Annotated in this window: 13 protein-coding genes and 1 tRNA gene; 4 read left to right on the forward strand and 10 right to left on the reverse strand. The window is 64.3% G+C overall.

Annotated elements, in window-relative coordinates:
* Window positions 1-1,158: 1,158 nt before the first annotated feature.
* The 10 genes from H7A19_10425 to H7A19_10470 form a co-directional block, all read right to left on the reverse strand.
* Complete coding sequence (locus tag H7A19_10425; GenBank protein ID MCP5475239.1) at window positions 1,159-1,734, reverse strand: hypothetical protein; 576 nt, start codon at window positions 1,732-1,734, stop codon at window positions 1,159-1,161.
* Window positions 1,735-2,141: 407 nt separating this feature from the next.
* On the reverse strand, window positions 2,142-4,973 hold the full coding sequence (locus H7A19_10430) for a DUF927 domain-containing protein (GenBank protein ID MCP5475240.1): 2,832 nt from the start codon (window positions 4,971-4,973) through the stop codon (window positions 2,142-2,144).
* Complete coding sequence (locus H7A19_10435) at window positions 4,963-5,364, reverse strand: hypothetical protein (protein ID MCP5475241.1); 402 nt, start codon at window positions 5,362-5,364, stop codon at window positions 4,963-4,965. Before H7A19_10435 ends, H7A19_10430 begins: the two co-directional genes overlap by 11 nt.
* Complete coding sequence (locus tag H7A19_10440; protein MCP5475242.1) at window positions 5,361-5,555, reverse strand: AlpA family phage regulatory protein; 195 nt, start codon at window positions 5,553-5,555, stop codon at window positions 5,361-5,363. The genes H7A19_10435 and H7A19_10440 overlap by 4 nt, the downstream gene beginning before the upstream one ends.
* A 255-nt stretch (window positions 5,556-5,810) precedes the next feature.
* The gene (locus H7A19_10445) at window positions 5,811-6,530 is read right to left on the reverse strand and encodes a hypothetical protein (protein ID MCP5475243.1); all 720 of its coding nucleotides are present in this window, start codon (window positions 6,528-6,530) and stop codon (window positions 5,811-5,813) included.
* Between the two features lie 95 nt (window positions 6,531-6,625).
* Entirely contained in the window at window positions 6,626-6,910 is a 285-nt protein-coding gene (locus H7A19_10450; GenBank protein ID MCP5475244.1) for a hypothetical protein, read from the reverse strand.
* On the reverse strand, window positions 6,876-7,223 hold the full coding sequence (locus H7A19_10455) for a hypothetical protein (GenBank protein ID MCP5475245.1): 348 nt from the start codon (window positions 7,221-7,223) through the stop codon (window positions 6,876-6,878). Before H7A19_10455 ends, H7A19_10450 begins: the two co-directional genes overlap by 35 nt.
* 71 nt (window positions 7,224-7,294) lie before the next feature.
* Window positions 7,295-8,521, reverse strand: a complete 1,227-nt coding sequence (locus tag H7A19_10460; GenBank protein ID MCP5475246.1) for an integrase arm-type DNA-binding domain-containing protein — start codon at window positions 8,519-8,521, stop codon at window positions 7,295-7,297.
* A gap of 167 nt (window positions 8,522-8,688) precedes the next feature.
* Window positions 8,689-8,773 (reverse strand) — tRNA-Leu (locus tag H7A19_10465).
* A 418-nt stretch (window positions 8,774-9,191) separates the two neighbouring features.
* Window positions 9,192-11,108: a potassium transporter TrkA gene (locus tag H7A19_10470; GenBank protein ID MCP5475247.1), complete on the reverse strand. Its 1,917-nt coding sequence runs from the start codon at window positions 11,106-11,108 to the stop codon at window positions 9,192-9,194.
* Between the two features lie 908 nt (window positions 11,109-12,016).
* Between H7A19_10470 and H7A19_10475 the strand changes: the two genes are divergently transcribed.
* From H7A19_10475 to H7A19_10490, 4 genes are all read left to right on the forward strand, one after another.
* Complete coding sequence (locus H7A19_10475; protein ID MCP5475248.1) at window positions 12,017-13,414, forward strand: GntP family permease; 1,398 nt, start codon at window positions 12,017-12,019, stop codon at window positions 13,412-13,414.
* Window positions 13,415-13,542: 128 nt separating this feature from the next.
* Window positions 13,543-15,717: a serine hydrolase gene (locus H7A19_10480; protein ID MCP5475249.1), complete on the forward strand. Its 2,175-nt coding sequence runs from the start codon at window positions 13,543-13,545 to the stop codon at window positions 15,715-15,717.
* A 203-nt stretch (window positions 15,718-15,920) separates the two neighbouring features.
* On the forward strand, window positions 15,921-17,585 hold the full coding sequence (locus H7A19_10485; protein ID MCP5475250.1) for a c-type cytochrome: 1,665 nt from the start codon (window positions 15,921-15,923) through the stop codon (window positions 17,583-17,585).
* Between the two features lie 438 nt (window positions 17,586-18,023).
* A complete protein-coding gene (locus H7A19_10490) occupies window positions 18,024-18,434 on the forward strand; it encodes a GntR family transcriptional regulator (GenBank protein ID MCP5475251.1) in 411 nt (136 codons plus the stop codon).
* Window positions 18,435-18,460: the final 26 nt, after the last annotated feature.

Below are 18,460 nucleotides of genomic sequence, written 5' to 3' on the forward strand. Positions count from 1 at the left end.
CCGGCGGGCCCGAACTGGCGAGCCCAGGCGGAGCCCGAAGCCCGAGGGGCACCACCAGGGCGGAGCTCTGGCCAGACCGCCCGGCGGCGCGCGCCATGGCGATCGAGCGGCATCGGCGCCGGCGTGGCGATCCGGTGCCGGCGGGCCCGAGCTGGCGAGCCCAGGCACAAGCGCCAGCCCGAGGGGCACCACCAGGGCGAAGCGCCGGCCAGATCGCAACCCGGCGCGCGCCGTCGCGATCGAGCGGTGCCGGCGGGCCCGAACTGGTGAGCCCAGGCGGAGCCCGAAGCCCGAGGGGCACCACCAGGGCGGAGCTCTGGCCAGACCGCAAGGCGGCGCGCGCCGTGGCGATCGAGCGGCATCGGTGCCGGCGTGGCGATCCGGTGCCGACGGGCCCGAACTGGTGAGCCCAGGCGCTGCGGTTCATCGCGATTGCGCCCGATAGAGCCCAATCCGGCCCGCGAGTCCTCCACAAGGATTCGAACCCGCCCGCTACCAAGCTGTTTTCACAGTATTTATTGAGCACGTCGTTAGACAGTACCCCGCAATTTACCCCACATTCGCGCCGCGCAGCGGGGCAAATTCGGCCCGGAAGGTCCGACGGCAGGGGAAACAACACGCGCGGAAATTGACACCCTCCGGCAGTTGCCGCGCGCTTGCGGAATCAAGAGGCAGCACCAGGGCGGAGCGATGGCCAGACCGCAAGCCGGCGCGCGCCGTGGCGATCGAGCGGTGCCGGCGGGCCCGAGCTGGCGAGCACGGCCGCGGCGCAAGGCGCAGCAAGTTTGAACGAACGAGGCGCACCACCGGAACCAAAGCCGGAACCCTAAACCTGCACGAAATTTGCGGCCTAGCGAACCCGCACGAAGGAGGCACCAGGAGGACCCGCGAACAGTGCCGAGTGTCCGACGCAGCGCGCCAGCGTCCGACATTTCCGCATTTTGTCCCAGTAGTTGCCCGAAACTGGGACAAACTGGGACAGCCTAAGCCATTGATTGAAAAGGCTGTCCCAGTTGTCCCAGTTGTCCCAGCTCGGAAAGGTGAATGTGTAGGAGGATTGCGGATGGCAAGCGACACGGAAGCCGAGTCAGGACCGGCAGGGAAGCGCGCGAAGCTATGTATCTGTGTGAAGCACTGGGACACTGGGACACTGGGACACTATGGCTCGCCTTCGTAGGTCTGCCGTATATGCTCGTCCGCCTCAGCATCCGACCACCCGTAGAAGACGCGCCCCTCTATCCGATCCCAAAGGCGCTCAAACGCGTCACCGTCCGCCTTGCGACAATCCGAAAGCTGCCCCCATGCCGCGTCAATTTGTTCAGCGAAGGCGCACAGCTTTGCGGCCAGGTCATCAGCGGACAAGTGCCGCTCCTTCCTGAACGCGACCTCCGCAGCAAGCTGCCGAGTCAGCTCTGCAACTTGCGCCTTTAGGCTGCTGACCTGACGGCTCGGGTCTCGCTGCGCCGCATCTTCTGCCAACAATCGCCGGATGGTATCCACCGATCCGCTACCTGAAACGCCGGCATTGCCACGCAGCCCACCCCGCGAAGGGTCGGCAGTTGCTAGCAGCTTGGTCAGGCTTGTGACCACCACCACCCGCCCATGCTTGTTTAAGTCCAACCTGCCAGCCGCAGCCCATCGGCTCACGTTCGCAGCGCCAACACCAAGCAGGCGCGCAAATTCCGCCTTTGTGCATTCATGGGGAAGGCCGGCCACATCCGTCACTTTATTCATTCATGCACCCCGCATTTTTATGCAAAACACAACAAAACTTGCGCTCAAAATCAACTCAATTGACCGATATGTACATGATCTGACTACACATTTTGCGCGGCCATGCACACCCGCACAAGAAACCTTGTGGGGAGGACCCAAGTCGATATGAATATTCATGGCATAGATAGGCCGCGCGGATGAATTTCCTGCGGCCCGTCGGCCGCCGCCGGTCCCTATTTCTAACCACACATCACTTACACTTTCACCTTTCCGAACTGGGACAACTGGGACAACTGGGACAGCCTTTCTAATCAATAGCTTAGGCTGTCCCAGTTTGTCCCAGTTTTGGGCAACTACTGGGACAATTCGCACACCATCCGGACGCCAGCGGATACGGCCGGACGATCCGACGCAATGCGCCACCTTCACGGCACCGCGTCCCATATCGCCGGCAGCACGCGATAGACCCGCATCAGCGCACCGTCGGGCATCCGTTCCTTGCGCGTGGCGCTGTCGCCTTGTGGCATCAGTGCACCGCACTTCACCAAGAGCCGCGCCACTTCGCGCGCGTCGAACCCTGCGCAGACTTCATGCCGGAAGGACTCTGGGAAGATCAGGTACTCTTGCCCGCCGCCTTCGGCCTTCTTACGCCACCCGCAGCGCATCAAGGTACGCGGCGCCCGGTCATCCTCGCCCCGGTCATAGCCCGAAAAGCGCGCCTCTCCGTTCTGTTCCAGGAAGTGCCGAACCTGAGCCAGCATCGCCGCCGGTTCGCTCTCACCCTTGCTACCGCGGTTTGCCAGCCAGTCCGCAAAGCAGCGGCGCACGGCGTCCGGCGCTTCCCATGCCTCCCACCCGGTTAGCCCGAACTCAGAAGCCAGGCGCCCGCCGGCAGCGATCAGCGCGAACCGCTGCGCCACACGCCGCACTTGTCCGGCCGCGTCGGTGCCGGCCAGGTCGGCAGCCAGGCTAGGCACGTACTCACGCAGGAAGCCGCGGGCCTGCTCAAGGTTCTTGGTCAGCGCATCAAGAAACCCATTGATCGCAGTCCCGTGGTAGCGCGACGCAGCGGCGCGCAGAGCGTCCGCGAACTCACCCGGCCGCATTCCCTCGGGCACCACGTCAAACACGCCCAGGCCGGCGCCCGCGTCGGCTGGAAGGTCAACAACACGAACCGCCATACCTCCGCGCTCGCGCCCTCCAGCTTCCTGCATCAAGTTTGCCAACCCGATTTCGCCGGTAGAGAGAAACAAGACGCGCCAGGTTGCCGGCGCACGTAGCGAACCATCGCGACGCGAGCGGGCTTTACCGCAACCATTGCCCAGCAGGTAAGCAACTCCCGCCGCTGATTTCGCTTCTAATTGCCCCAGCTCATCCAGGCAAAGCAGCAGGTCCGAATGGAGCGCGGCCACACTTTCTAGTGCGTTATCCGTCTGCTTCCACTGCCGCACGTAACCATCCGAAAGAGGCGAGCCATAGACCGACGCACCGAGCCAAAGCGCCGTTGACTTGCCCATGGTCGAATCGCCCTTCAAGTTCAACCCGCCACCTTCAGCGCCACAAAGTGCGAGGCACGGGGCGGCAAAACTCATGCTCACGGAAAGGACCAACCGGCTATTGCCGGCGCACGGCGCCGACACATGGCGCCGCCATTCATCCAAGGTCCCGGAGCTGGACAGCTTGGCGCCTTCGCTGGCGCCCGTCTGAAGGATGACGGCTTCCTCCCCGGTGTCGCCGAACACCCGGCCAGGCAGCACAAAGGCGGCGCGATCCCAGCCAGTGCGACCAACGCAGCGAGCGAAGCGGCCCGGCGTAGCGCCCAAGATGAACTCCACCAGGCGCCGCCGCCGGTTCGGATCTGGTGTGATTTCCAGCCCTTGCCGTAACAGTTCCTCGCGCAACTCGTCGCCGCCGCGCGCTGTCATGGCCGCCGGCATTGCCCAGGTGTGCATGGTCCCGTCAGGGTCAGCGAAGGTCAGCAGCCGCCCCCATTCGTTGCCGGTGGCGTCGCGGGTCAATGCCTCCACCTTGAGCGGCGCACAGATGAACTGCGGCTCACCTTCCACCATCTCCCCGCTTCCGCGAACCGTGCCGACGGGTTGCCAGTAGACGCCCGGCCGCAGGCCGCGCGCGTCGCCTTGCTTGATCTCAACAAAGCCGGAACGGGGCGCACCCTGCCCGGTCGGAGCGCGCGCCGGCTCACGGGTGCGGCGCGCGCCGCCGGCCGGCTTGCTGGCCTGCATGTGCGCCAGCACACGCGCCAGCGCTTCCCGGTCGATCCCTTCGGCCAGCGCATCCGCCGCGCCCCAGCCCTCGGGCAACGGCTCGCCTCGCACCGATTCGGGGCGATGCTCGGCTATGGCTTCCGGTTTCACGATCGCCACCGATTGCGCGCCCGCGGCAGTTGCGAGGCGCACCACGTCGGCCGCATAGGCCGCGCCCGGGCCGTCAGCATCCGGCCACACCAGGACACGCCGGCCACGCAGAGGCGCCCAATCAGACTTGCCCGCAGATCGCGCGCCGTTCGAGCTGGTGACGACTGCGAACCCCGGCAGCAACAATGCCGCCGCGTCCGCGTCCTTCTCGCCTTCCGTCACAAGAACGAACGCGCCCGGCCGATCGCCTAACCGATCGAGCCCGTACAGGGGCCGCGGTTCCGGCAATGCACGCCAGTGCCAACGCAGCCCGCCCGGATCGCGCCAACAGGTCAGGGGCAATACTTCCTTACCCTTGCCGGTATCAAAGCGGCAGACGCGCGCCAGCTCGAGCCCGTCGCGGTCGCGGTATGTCCACACCGCGGACGCCTTGCCGTGCCTCGGGTGCGCGTCCGGCGCCGCTGGCGCATCGTCGGGCACGGGGCAAACGGGCGCCGCGCCGCCCTTGTCTGCCGCTTGCGCAGCGCGCGCCGGAGCCGCCGGAGCTTCGCCACTTCGAAGCCCCAGAAACTCCGCCAGCTTGTTTGCCGCCTCGCCTTGCTTGCATCCTTCCAAGTAGGCAATCAGTGCGATCAGATCGCCGCCGCGCGCCCCTCCATCGCTGGCGAAGTCGGCCCATTGCCCGGTGTTGACGTTGATCGAGAATGATCCGGGTTTGTTGTCGGCGCGCGTCGGATTGCGGGCCTTGTATTCGTGGCCCTCGCGCCTGCCTTCCGGAAGCCAGCGCGCCAACACCGAATCGACCGCCGCCAGCGCCGCCGCTGCGATGGTGGCGAAGCCGTGGCGCTGCCTTGTGCCCCCGGCCCCACGGTCATTCGGCATGGTATCGCCACCTCTTGGACGGATTCGCACGCCAATACGCCACGTAGGCCGCGGCGCGCGCTTTCTCGTCGCGTGTGAGGATTGAGGCGCAATCATCCGTGCGCTCAATCACATCACCACGAGCGCGCCGCGCTTGGATTAGGTACAGCGAACGGGCAAGCTGCCACGCATTTTCCGCCGGCTCGTCAGGTATCGCGCGAACCACTTCGCCGATGCAACGGGGCGGCGCGCACAACGGGAAGTGCTCGCCACGGTGGAACGCATCGCAGCGACGACAGAAGAACGTGCCCGGCGCGTGTTCTGCCTCGTCGCCGTGAGCATAGAAGCGCGCGATGGTGCGGCGTGCTGGGACGGGATTAGCGCGCCAGTGGCTTAGGCGTGCGTCGGTCATGGCTGTTCCCCGGTGCCGGCGTTGGCGATCAGCTCCCGTATGGACGAGGCATGCCAGCAGGTGCAACGCGGCCCGATCTTGACCGCCTTTGGATATCGCCCGACGCGCACGCCTTCCCACCAGGTGGAAGCGCTCACAGGGAAGACGGCGAGCACTTCGGGCAAACGTAGCAGACCATCGCCCGCCAGCAGAGCCGCGGCGCGATCTGCGGCTAATTTGTGGCGTGTGGCGCTACGCTGGGCAGGGTCAACACGCCGGGAGGCGCGTTTCGGTTTTGGCTTGGCCGCACTCGCGGCAGATTGTCCAATGTCCACAATACTCTCCAGACACGGGCGAGACTGCCCGGCGGAGACAAATACTGTGTACTAACAACCGCTTCGGCTACGCGGCTAGGCCTAAGTTCGCACCGATAGGCCTAGCTTCGCGCTGCTAGGCCTATCGTCGCTTTACGTCAAGGCCGACGGCTTGGCTTTACGCCATTCCGTGATCCACTTCAACGCGGTTGAGTAGGCCGCGTGTTTTGCCTCTTCAATCGCTAGCGCAACTAGGTGGTTGTTCGGCTTTGGCTCTTTGTTGCGCATCGCAACCCATAGTGCTTTTGCTTCCTCCTTTTTGCTTTTGGCGTGCTTCGCAATCCCGCCCTTCCGGCCAGTTTCGGCAAACGCAGCCTTGATCTCGGCATGCACATCAGGCGCAAAACCTCCGCCTAAAGCTATCCCGGCACACATTGAAGCGGACGCAATACAGCGCCAAGCGCGCTGCAGATCGCCTTGTACTTCTGCCCTTGCAGCCTTAATGACGGAGCCAAGCGAACGCCGAAACATTGCACTTACGATAGGTTCACCGGAAGACCAATCTTTCTCGCCCCCGTGAGCCTCCCAAGCAGCATTCCACTTGGCATCCAACGGCCCCAATAGTGCCGACAGCAGCCGCTCGGCTTGCTCGCAGTGCGACCGCGCATCGTAACCGTTAGGCCTCTGCTCAAGCCCGTCACTGTCCATTTCATACCCGCTAGGAAGCGTGGGCTTCAGCTCCAAAAGCACACCTTGTAACGCGAGAGAAAGCGATTCAAGCCCGCGCTTCTCTAGCGGCTTGGTGAACATGCGAAGCACAGCGATGCCAGCCACAGCCGGCGGAATCTCGCGCGGCCCCATCTCGAAAAACATAGCTACCTCTCAAGCGGCGCGCGCCGCATAGAAGCACACTGCAACGTATCGGCCCGCAGTGGTGAGCGCTACGGGCCACCGATCTAGCACAACCGTCAGCGACCCACACCCGCGTCCGTCCGCCGCTCTCGCGGCTCAACAATCGGAATGCTGGCGTACTCACCTTGCGGCCCGTCGATCTCTTCCGGTATGTGCGGAGCGCTGGCGTACTCCAGTTCGGCGCGCGCCGCATCTGCGATCAAGCGAACCTGCACAATGGAGCCAAGCCGAGCCAGCAAGTCCGGACGATGCGGCAATGCCCGCACATCCAAGGTATGCCATTCCAACGGGTTGCCGCCGGCCGGATCATCCACGACCAACGCCAGCTCGGGGCCTTCCATGTGGCGATGCCAGCGGGTGAACGGGCGCCCAATCACGATGCACCCCGCGCGCAGAATCAGCAGAAGCCCTTGAGGCCGCTACTGCCGCGTCATCCAGCAGTGAATCGAGCGCGGCCAATGCGTCGTGCTGGACCCCAGGCGGAAACTGCGTGAAGTGGTCAAAGCCTTCGCCAGTCAACAGCAGTGAAAAAGCCCGCGCTTGGGCAAGGCGCTGGTACATCACATCAAAAGGGGCCAGCACCTCCGTGGTGAAGCGCGGTACTGCATCAAGCTCTGCCTCTGCCTTGCTCGTTGTATCGTCCTTCGTTGCCATGGTCGCCTTCTCCTAGTGGTCGGCGGTTGTGGTAGGCGCCCCGCGGTGTTACCGCACCGCGGGTCGCCGCTTCATGCGGCCGGGGCCGCGGTGTTCTGAATCTTGGTCACGGTCGCGGGCACGGTCAGCTTGTCCAACCAGTCCGCCCATTTCTGCATAGCCTTCACTCGGGCATCGCCGAACGTGGTCCGGTCATATGCCTTGGCCACGTTGCCGCGCTTGGCGTGCGCCAATTGCGCCTCCAGCACATCCGAATCTATCCCCAGGCGCTCCCGGCCAGCGGTGCGCAGCATGCCCCGGAAGCCGTGCGTTGCATGCTTCCCGGCAAAGCCCATGCGGCGCAGCGCGTTGCTCAATGCGTCCCGATGCAAATGCGGTGTGGTCTGGCGCGCCAGCGGGGGAAACACGTAATCGCGGCCCGCGGTGTAGGCCTTCATTGCCTCCAGTAGTGCCAGCGCTTGCCGCGGCAGGGGCACAATGTGTGCGTGCCGGGTCTTCATGCGTTCGGCAGGAATGCGCCACTCGGCAGCATCCAACGCCAATTCGTCCCAGCGCATAGCCGACACCATGCCCGGCCGCTGAGCCGTGTAGGCGCACATCAGCAGCGCCGCGCGCGTTACTTCGGATGGGTAGGCGCGCACCGCCTTCAGCAGTGCCGCAATTTCCTCGGGCATCGTTTCTGCGGGGATATGCCCGCCCTTCGGCGCCGCGAAGACATCATCCAGAATCAACAGCCGCCCTTCGTCGCGCAGATCCTCGCGGATCGCGTACCGGATCACGCCTTGGGCATATTGCCGAGCCTTGCGCGCCAGGTCCGGCGCATGCTCGGCAATGCCCTTAAGCACCGCCGCCACATCTTTGCTGGCCAGCGTGGCGACTTTCTTAGTCTTGAGCTTGGGCAGCAGATAGGTGCGCGCCACGTAATCCGCTTTGCGCAGGCTCTCGGGCGCCCAAGCCTTGCCCTTAAATGCCAGCCAGTCCGCACACACTGCGCCAAAAGTGCCGCGCGAGGCGCGCAGCTCGTCGGCTTTGTCGGTCTTGCGTTGCTCGCTCGGGTCCGTTCCCGCTTGCAGCAGCTCCCGCGCTGTGTCGCGGCGCTTGCGTGCCTCGGATAGCGACACCTCAGGGAAGACGCCAAAGCCCAAGCGCTTTTCCTTCCCGCCGTGCCTGTACTTCCAACGCCAGTAACGGCCGCCCTCCGCAGTCACTTCCAGGTAAAGCCCGCCGCCGTCCCAATGCCGCCCGACTGCGGGGTTGCGCAGTGCTACTGCCGATAGCTTGTTGGATGCCTTGGCCATGGCTTAGGTCCCGATATGCCCCCGCCTGGGAATGTGCCCCCAAGTGTGCCCCCAACTGGGGCCGGATGCAATCGGACGCTATTCGATGCCATAGAACGCAAAAACCCCGCCGGAGCGGGGTTTTTGATGTTGCTTCGGACGGTGTTGCTTTCGTCCGGATGTTCAATTGGTGCCGAGGAAAGGACTCGAACCTTCACGGGTCGCCCCGCTAGTACCTGAAACTAGTGCGTCTACCAATTCCGCCACCTCGGCATGTCGCTCAGATGCAAGCACACCTGCGCGAGCCGTGCAGATTAGAGGGGGATGAGGGCCTTGTCAATGGGGGGAAGTTGAAGAAATCGGCGGGATCGATTCGAAACCATCATTGAAGGCAGTCCGCGACCGGGAGTGCCCTTGCGGCGCGAGCGGGACCGGGAGCGGAACGCGAGGCAACGAAGGAAAAGCAGCAAGGACACGAAGAAGAGCTGATCCAGAATTGCCGTTGCCCTACTTTGCCTTCTTTCTGCTTTTCCTTTGCGTCCTCCGCGTCCTGCTTTCCGCATCAACCCGCCGCGGTTCCCGGTTTTCGCCGAGCGCGGCGGTCGCGACACGAGGTCACTCCTACGGCCGCGGGCTTCGGGTAGGCGCGCCCTTGCGGCGCGACCGGGGCCACGGGCGGGGCGCGAAGGTATCAGTCCTCTGCCAACACCACGATCATGTCATCGGCGGCGAAGCGGATCTTGTCGGTCTTTTTTGGATTGAGCTTGACCCCGTAGCCACGATCGGCGTCATGGGCGAAGGCCATCTGGCGGTAGCCAATGGCGGTCTCGCCGCGGCGGGCTGCGGCTTCGGTGAGGGTGTAGAAATCGACCATGTGCTCGGTGCTGATGTAGTCGCGCACGGGGCGGATGTAGATTTCCGAGCCTTCGGCGCTGAACAGGATCTGCAGCACCTTGTCCAGCGCCTTGCTCTCGGCCAGTTGCGACAGCATCAGGCTGACCAGCTTGTCACTGACAATGAAGTCATCGGCCTTGGCCACCTGCGCCAGCGTGCGATTGCGCATGTCCATCATCTCGCTGACGATGTTCAGATCCACACCCTGCTGCTCGGCGATATTGCGCAGGTGCAGCAGCGAGATCAGCGTTTGCGCGTCGGCCTGCTGCACCGGCAGATCGCTGTAGCTAAGCAGGATGATGTGGTGGTAGGTGTGCACCTTGAGGGCATCCAGCTTGCCGCGATTGCTGATATCGCCATCGGCAAAGCGCAAGCGCTGGCGCTGCATGGTCTTGGACAACTGCAGCAGCCTGTCACGCACGCCTTCACGCTGGCACATGACCACGACTTCCGAGCCCGGGGATACATAGTTGTCGAGTTCGCGAATGATGGCCTCACCCTTGGGATTCCAGCCCAGGATCAACGTTCGTTCCGGCGGTGCCGCGTGCTCAGGGGCTGCCACCAGCGCACTCAGGTCTGGCCGCGGCTCGATATCGGCAGCGGCCAGCACCAGCGTGTCATCGTCTTCGCTGACCGCAATGACGCTGTCGCCGGCGGCGAAACGGGTGTCCATCGGCGGATTCACCAATGCTTCGCCGTCGGCGCGCATGATGCCGATGACCGCGGAATCGACATAGGCATCGATGATCTGGCGATAGCTCCTGCCGGCCAGTGCCGGCTCGGGCTTGATGTAGATTTCGGCGCCGTCGAAATCCAGCAGCTCGGTGTAGACCACGCTGAGGCCGGACTGGCGACAGGTCTGCGCCGTGACGCGGGCAATCAGGTCATCGCCACGCACGTAGATGGCTTCGGTGCCGCCCACCAGTTCGGCGGCTTCGAGGTTGGCCTCGTCCCGGATCTCGGCGACGATGTGATAGGGCTCGGCGCGCCGATTCGGATTGTTGGTCAGGGCCAGCACCGACTTGATGACGTGGATGTCGGGGCTGTCGCTCTCCGGCGCGAGAATGACCACCGCGCGCGCCGAATTGGGAGAAACCACGGCCAGATCGTCCAGATCCAGCGGGTCGCCGCTGCGGCAGATCACCTTGGTATTGCCAGTGCTCGGAAACTTGGCGCGGATGTCGTCATCCATGTCGACCTTGTCGCGGTCGGCCAGAATGACGATGCGCGGCTGTTTCTGGTTGGCATTGGCGATGATCAACTCGCCGATGATCGAATAGATCTTGCTCGACCAGCCCAGGATCAGCGTGAAATTGTCCTCGATCACCCGCGAGCGGCCCTTGCGCAACTCGGTCAGGCGCGCCTCCAGACCCGCGGTGATGGTGCCGATCAGGCTGCTGACGATGAAGATGCCGCCAATGGTGACGACCAGCATCAGCAAGCGCAGACCCCAGCCGGCATCGCCGGCGAGATTGCCGGCATCGATGGCGTGCATCAGGCTCTGCCAGCCGCCTTCGAGGAAGCCGAGTCGGGAATTGTCGGCATCGGATGGATCAGTGCCCATTCCGGTGATGGCAATGGTGATCGCCGCCAGTACCACGATGACCACCGACACCAGTGCCAGCCAGGCAATGATCGCCGGCGCGCCCCGCGACAGCGTGTTCTCGAAGCGATAGCGCCATCGATCACGCCAACTGACGTCGCGATGCGGCATGGGTGTCTCCCCCCGAAGTCCAGTGGCTGTGAGCGGACGATAGCCTGAAAGCGGGCATCTGCAGCAGCACCCTTGTGGCGCGACCGGGACCACGGGGAGGACGCGAAGGTCGCGGGGTAGCAGCGCCCTCGCGGCGCGACCGGGGCCAGGGGCAGGTCGCGAAGGTCGGGAAGGAAAAGCAGCAAGGACACGAAGAAGGGCTCATCCAGGATAGCTCTTGCTCTCCTTTGCGTTCTTTCTGCTTTTCCTTTGCGTCCTCTGCGTCCTGCTTTGCGCATCAACCCGCCGCAGCTCCCGGTATTCGCCGGCACCCCGGTCGCGACACGAGGTCGATCCTGCGACAGCGGGCATCGGGTAGCAGCGCCCTTGCGGCGCGAGCGGGGCCAGGGGCGGGACGCGAAGGTCGCGAAGGAAAAGCAGCAAGGACACGAAGAAAGGCTCATCCAAGATAGCTCTTGCTCTCCTTTGCGTTCTTTCTGCTTTTCCTTTGCGTCCTCTGCGTCCTGCTTTCCGCATCAACCCGCCGCAATTCCCGGTTTTCGCCGAGCTCGCCGGTCGCGACGCGAGGTCGCTCCTGCGACAGCGGGCTTCGGGTAGGTGCGCCCTTGCGGCGCGAACGGGGCCAGGGGCGGGACGCGAAGGTCGCGAAGGAAGAGCAGAAAGAACGCCAGGTAGGAAGACCAACTCCGGATCAGCTCTTCTTCGTGTCCTTTCTGCTTCTCCTTCGTGATCTTCGCGTCCTGCTTTGGACATCAACTCTCGACGGATCCCGGTTTTCGCCGCCAACCCGAGCGCGGCGGTCGCGACACGAGGTCGCTCCTACTCAGGCACCCTGCCCTTTTGTACGCTGTCGGTCAGGGGCCCCGATGAACCAGACTCGGGGCTGAGAATCCGGGCAAACCTCATCCATGTCCTTGCTGATCGTCCTTGCCGCGTTGACCTTCCTGATGGTGGTGGCCTATCGCGGCTACAGCGTCATCCTGTTCGCGCCGGTGGCGGCGCTGGGGGCGGTGTTGCTGACCGACCCGGCGCTGGTGGCACCGATGTTCACCGGCCTGTTCATGGACAAGATGGTCGGTTTCCTGAAACTGTATTTCCCGGTGTTTCTGCTCGGCGCGGTGTTCGGCAAGCTGATCGAGGTTTCGGGGTTCAGCAAATCCATCGTCGCCGCCACCATCCGGGTGGTGGGCGCGCAGCGGGCCATGCTCTCGATCGTGATGGTCTGCGCCATCCTCACCTACGGTGGCGTGTCGCTGTTTGTGGTGGTGTTCGCGGTCTACCCCTTTGCCGCCGAGTTGTTCCGCCAGAGCGACATTCCCAAGCGCCTGATTCCCGGCACGATCGCGCTCGGCGCCTTCACCTTCACCATGGATGCGCTGCCGGGCACGCCGCAGATCCAGAACATCATTCCGACCTCCTTCTTCGGAACCGACACCTGGGCGGCGCCGTGGCTGGGCGTGATCGGCGGAGTCTTCATCCTGATCTGCGGGATGAGCTATCTGGAGTGGCGGCGCCGGGTTGCTGCCGCTGCCGGCGAGGGCTATGGCAGCAATCTGATCAATGAACCGGTCAATTTCAGCGGTGGCAAGCTCGCCAATCCGCTGATCGCCATCCTGCCGCTGGTGCTGGTGGGCGTCAGCAACAAGCTGTTCACCCTGTGGATTCCCGCCGCCTACGGCAGCAGTCACGAATTCATGCCCTCGGTGATGGGCAATGCCGCGCCAGTGGTTCAGGAAGTGTCCAAGGTGGCGGCGATCTGGGCCGTGCAGGGCGCCTTGCTGATCGGCATTGCCACGGTGCTGGTGTTTGCATGGAAAACCGTGTTCAGCAGCTTTGCCGAGGGTTCGAAGCAGGCCGTCGGCGGGGCCATGCTGGCGGCGATGAACACGGCCTCCGAGTACGGCTTCGGTGCGGTCATCGCGGCGCTGCCGGGTTTCCTGGTGGTGGCCAACGCGCTCGGTGCCATTCCCAATCCGCTGATCAATGAAGCCATCACCGTGACCTCGCTGGCGGGCATCACCGGATCGGCCTCAGGCGGCATGAGCATTGCCCTGGCAGCCATGTCTGACACCTTTATCGCCAATGCCCAGGCCGCCGGTATTCCGCTGGAGGTTTTCCACCGGGTGGCGTCCATGGCTTCGGGTGGCATGGACACGCTGCCGCACAATGGCGCGGTGATCACGTTGCTGGCGGTGACCGGTCTGAGTCATCGTCAGTCGTACAAGGACATCTTCGCGATCACCATCATCAAGACCCTGGCGGTGTTCGTGATCATTGCCACCTACTACCTGACCGGCTGGGTCTGATCGCCGCGCTGGGGTCACGCACACTGCCCCGGGCCGCGCCTGAGGCAGCAACCGGCGCCCCAGCACCCGTTCGCGCTCTGGTGTAACGTACGGTGATCGAATCCGTCGGAGCTGTCCCCATGCGTGCCATGAGCAAACTCCTGCAGGTGCTGTTGTGGTCCATCCTGCTGACCCTGCCGGCGTCGGCGCAATCCCCCGCGGAAGCACCGGATTCGGCGGTACAGGCGGCCACCACCGAAGCGACCACGGTCGAAGCTTCCCCGCCCCAGGTTCAGGCAACCGTGCCGCAATTCGCCCTGCCAGTCACCCCAGGCCCGACGCCCGAGGCCGATCCGGGCACGAATCCCGACCCCGAAGTGGCAGGAGCTCCCCCTTCAGCGGCGATGGATACCGACACCGAGACCAGCGCCAGCATAGCGCCGCTGACCGATTCGATGACATCCAGTGACGGGACTGCGATCGAGATTCTGAGCAGCGGCCAACGTGCCGAGCTGCAGAGCTATGTCAAGGGCGTGGTCAACAGCCTGCGGCGAGAGCACAGCCTTGCTGCGCTGACGCTGTCCGTAGTCAAGGATGATGCCCTGTGGCTGGAACAGGGCTTTGGCCAGTCCGGACTTGCCGCTTCCAGGCCTGTGGTGGCCGACCAGAGCCTGTTCCGCATCGGCTCGGTGTCCAAGACCTTCATCTGGACCGCCGTGATGATGCTGGTGGAACGCGGGCAACTCGATCTGGATGCCGACGTCAACAGCTATCTCAAGAATGTGCGCGTGGCTGAGGCGTTTGGAGTGCCGGTGACCATGCGCCAACTGATGCACCACCGCGCCGGCTTCGAAGACAGCATGCGTCTGTATGCGGTGGCCGACGATGATCCGCGCAGCCTGGCCGAGCTGCTGAGCGAGCACCAGCCCAAGCGCGTCTATCCGCCGGGCTTGCGCACCTCTTACTCGAACTGGGGCGCGGCGCTGGCCGCCCAGGTGGTGGAGGATGTCAGCGGCAAACCCTATGGCGAATTCCTGCAGGGCGAAATCCTCGATCCGCTGGGCATGACGGCCACCACCTGGACCGCGCCGGGAAAGCTCAACGCCATCCAGCGCCAGGCGTTGGCCACCGGCTACAAGCGTGACTCGGGCGGACTGGACGTGCAGGGCTACATGCAGCTCGGTGCCTATTGGCCGGCGGGAGGCATCGCTTCCACCGCCACCGACATGGCGCGCTGGATGCGCTTTCATCTGAACGGTGGCGAGCTTGAAGGCACTCGATTGATGAGTGCCGACACCCATGCCGCGATGTGGACCCGGGCCTATGACGACCGCGCTGCCGCCGCCGACGTTGCGCACGGATTCCAGGACCGTCCCTACCATGGTCTGCGCCTGCTCGGACATGGCGGCGGTACCGCTGCCTTCCTGACCCAGATGGTGCTGGTTCCCGAACTGAAGCTCGGGGTGTTCCTGTCGCAGAACGGTACCTACACCCGTACGACCATCACCCAACTCCCCGAGTTGATCATTGATCTGATCAACGGCGGTGGCGACTACACACCGGCGCTGGCGGTGGAGCCCGGCGATGCGGGCACACTGGCTGAGGTCGGCGGCTCATACCTGCAGAATCGGCGCGTATTCAGCAGCTTCGCCGCGATCATGGCCCTGGATGGTGGCGCCAGCATCAGCGTCCGCACTGCCGATGTGCTGCTGCTGCAGAGTGGCGACAAGTCCACGCAATACCGGCGCGTCGATCAGGAGCGTGATGTCTTCGAATCGGCCGATGCCGGTCGCATTGCCTTCATCCGCGAAGGCGGACGCGTGGTGGCGATGGCCGACAGTTCGGGCGTACACACGTTCGAGAAGGTGGGCGTGCTGGGCGCACCCAACACTTTGTTCATCGCTGTCGGCGCCAGCCTCCTGCTGGCATTGACCTGCCTGCTCGGCTTCTGGTGGCGCCTCGGCCGCGGCGCGGCCCACGGTCAGGGAATGGCCGCTGGATTCGCCGCGACCATCCAGTTGCTGTCGGCGCTGTGCATGCTCGGATTTGCGGTGCTGGTGGCAATGATGCTCGCGGATCTGGCCGACTTTGACCTTTCCACGTTGGCCGGGAACTATCCCAGCCAGAGCATGTGGCATGTCCATTACGCGGGCTGGGCCGTTGCTGGTGCCGGCGCAGCCATGCTGCTGGCCCTGATTCCGGCCTGGCGAGCGACTGGCTGGAGCTGGTGGCGACGCCTCAACTTCACCGCCTTTGCGCTGGTGCTGGCACTCAGCGGCTACCTGCTGTGGCAGTGGCGGGTGTTTGATGCGCCGGTGTACTGAAGCGCAGAGCAGGTCGTCGACAATTGACAAGGTGTCGGATCGCGCGCCGAGTGCTTGACTCAGCACGGCGCAGGCCCAGCCATTCCCATCATCGCGCGCTCGCCCATTGCCTTGTCATCCTGTGCAGGCGCAGTGTTGTCCTCCATTCTTGCTGCACATTCCGGTCCTAATCTGGCAACAGTTCCCGAACGAGGACCCGGACCATGCGCACGTTTCTGAATTTCGTCCTTGCCAGCGCGATCGGCGCTGCCGCGCTGCTGCCCGGCGCGGCCCAGGCTCAGGGCGGTCCGCCGCCGCTGCCCCCCCTGGGCCCGCCGCCGATTCCCGCCGGCAATCCGCAAACGCCAGCGAAGATCTCGCTCGGACAGGTGCTGTACTGGGACGAGCAGCTGTCGACCACCGACACGGTCGCCTGCGGCACCTGCCATATGCCCCGCGCAGGTGGCAACGAGCCGCGCACGCTGAGCCCCAATCCAGACAGCGTGCATCCGGGAGCAGACCAGCTGTTCGGCACCGCCGATGACATCGTCGGGTCGATCGGCGTGGCCAGCCACGGCAGCAACGGCGTCTATCAGTTGAGCACCCTGTTCGGCATGGCGCCGCAGGTGGGCACGCGGCAGTCGCAATCGGCGCTGAACTCGGCCTATCCAACCACGCTGTTCTGGGATGGTCGCGCCGGCGGCACTTTCGTTGATCCGGACACGCAGACCACGCTGATTGCCAATGGCGGCGCGCTGGAGAACCAGGCGCTGGGACCGGTGGTCAACAGTGTCGAAATGGCGCACGCCGGGCGCTCGCTCACGGATGTGGCCACACGCATTGCCAGCGCCAGACCCTTGCGCTTTTCGCCCAGCATCCCAGCCGCGCTGCAGAGCTGGATTGCCGGCCGCGACTATCCAGCCCTGTTCAACGAAGTCTTCGGCAGCAGCGAGGTGACACCTGCGCGCATCGCCCTGGCCATCGCCAGCTACGAGCGCTCGCTGGTGGCCAATCAGACCCCGCACGATCTGCAGGCTGCGGGCACGCCCTCGCTGACGCAGGCCGAGCTGCAGGGTCTGCAGACCTTCCAGCAGGCCGGCTGCGGACGCTGTCACGGTGGACCGCTGCTCAGCGACAACCAGTTCCACTACATCGGCGTGCGCCCGCAGAATGCCGATGCCGGCCGCTTTGCGGTCACCGGCAACAATGCCGACCGCGGCCGCATGCGCACGCCGCCGTTGCGCAATCTGCAACTGTCGGCACCGTACATGGCCGACGGCCGTTTCCGCACGCTCGAAGAAGTGGTGGATTTCTACAACCGCGGCGGCGATTTCAACGCCCCCAACAAGGATCCGCGCATCGTCCCGCTGGGACTTTCCCCGCAGCAGCGTGCGGCCATCGTCACCTTCCTCAGCCGACCGCTCACGGACGTGCGCGCTCGCGACGAAACCGGCCCCTTCGAACACCCGATGCTGTTCAGTGAATCACCGCTGGCACCGCAGCCGGCCGGAAGCGGCAGTACTGGCCTCGGCGGACTGATCCCCCGCTTGACGGCCGTGGAACCGCCGGTGGCGGGGGGCAGTGAGTTCACGATTGGCCTGGATCTGGGTCGGGCTTCAGCCAACGCCCGCGCCGTTCTGGCATTGGCGAACCCCGTCAGCGTGGCAGCGAGCGCTTTGTTGACGCACGATTTCGCGCTGGACGGCAACGGCAGTGGATCGGTGAACCTGCCCCTGCCCAGTGATCCGGATCTGCAGGGACAGACGCTGTATCTGCGGGTATTCGTCGAAGATGCGGCTGCTGCCGGTGGCTGGTCGGCCAGCAACAGCGTCAGCTTCCAGCTGCTGGAGCTGAACGATCGGATGTTCGCACAGGGATTCGAGGACTAGCTCGCCTCATCGGCGTTCCATGAACCCACATCGTAAGTTGTTGATGCGTGATTGCGAGGAGCGCAGCGACGAAGCAATCCAGGGTAGCGCCGCTCGCCCCTGGATTGCTTCGCTACGCTCTCCATGAACCCATATCGTAAGTTGTTGATTTGCTGTTGTAGGTCACGTTGCTCGCGTAGCGAGCTACGTGACGCAACTCGATGTCACGTAGTCCGCTGACGCGGACAACATGACCTACGACGGCGGGTTCATGGCCGGTGGGCAGCATCGGGCCGATACAGGTGGCTCGCAATGACGCCCGGGGGGGGGGATTCATGGCCCATGGGCAGTTTCGGGCCGAAACACGCGGCTCGCAATGACGCGCCAGGGACTTACGGCCTATTGATCGCTCAAAGCTGCGATCTGTACTATTCGTACTAGTACAGTTGAGCAGCCCTCATGTCACGACCACAAGCTTTGATGATCCAGATCGCCACCGGCGATCCACGCCCCATCGGCAAGCAGATCGTCGATGCCATCCGCATGAAGATCGCCACAGCCGAATTGCTGCCGGGCGATCAGCTACCCAGCGTGCGTGGTCTGGCCCAGCAACTCATGGTCAATCCGAACACCGTGGCCAAGGCCTATGGCGAACTCAGCAGCGAAGGCTGGCTGGATGCGCGCCAGGGCCTGGGCCTGTTCGTGGCCGCGCCGCGCCAGCGCCTGAGTCGGGGCGAACGCGAGCGCCGGCTGGATGAAGCCGTGCAGCGCTTTGTGCATGAGGTCATCGCGCTGGATTTCAGCGCCGAGGACATTCGCCAGCGGCTGGAGGCCGAGCTGCGCGAACTGGTCCCACGAAAGATCGCGTGAGCTGCGGCTCAGCCCCCACCCTTCAG

Source organism: Rhodanobacteraceae bacterium, from assembly GCA_024234055.1.
Lineage (GTDB): Bacteria > Pseudomonadota > Gammaproteobacteria > Xanthomonadales > SZUA-5 > JADKFD01.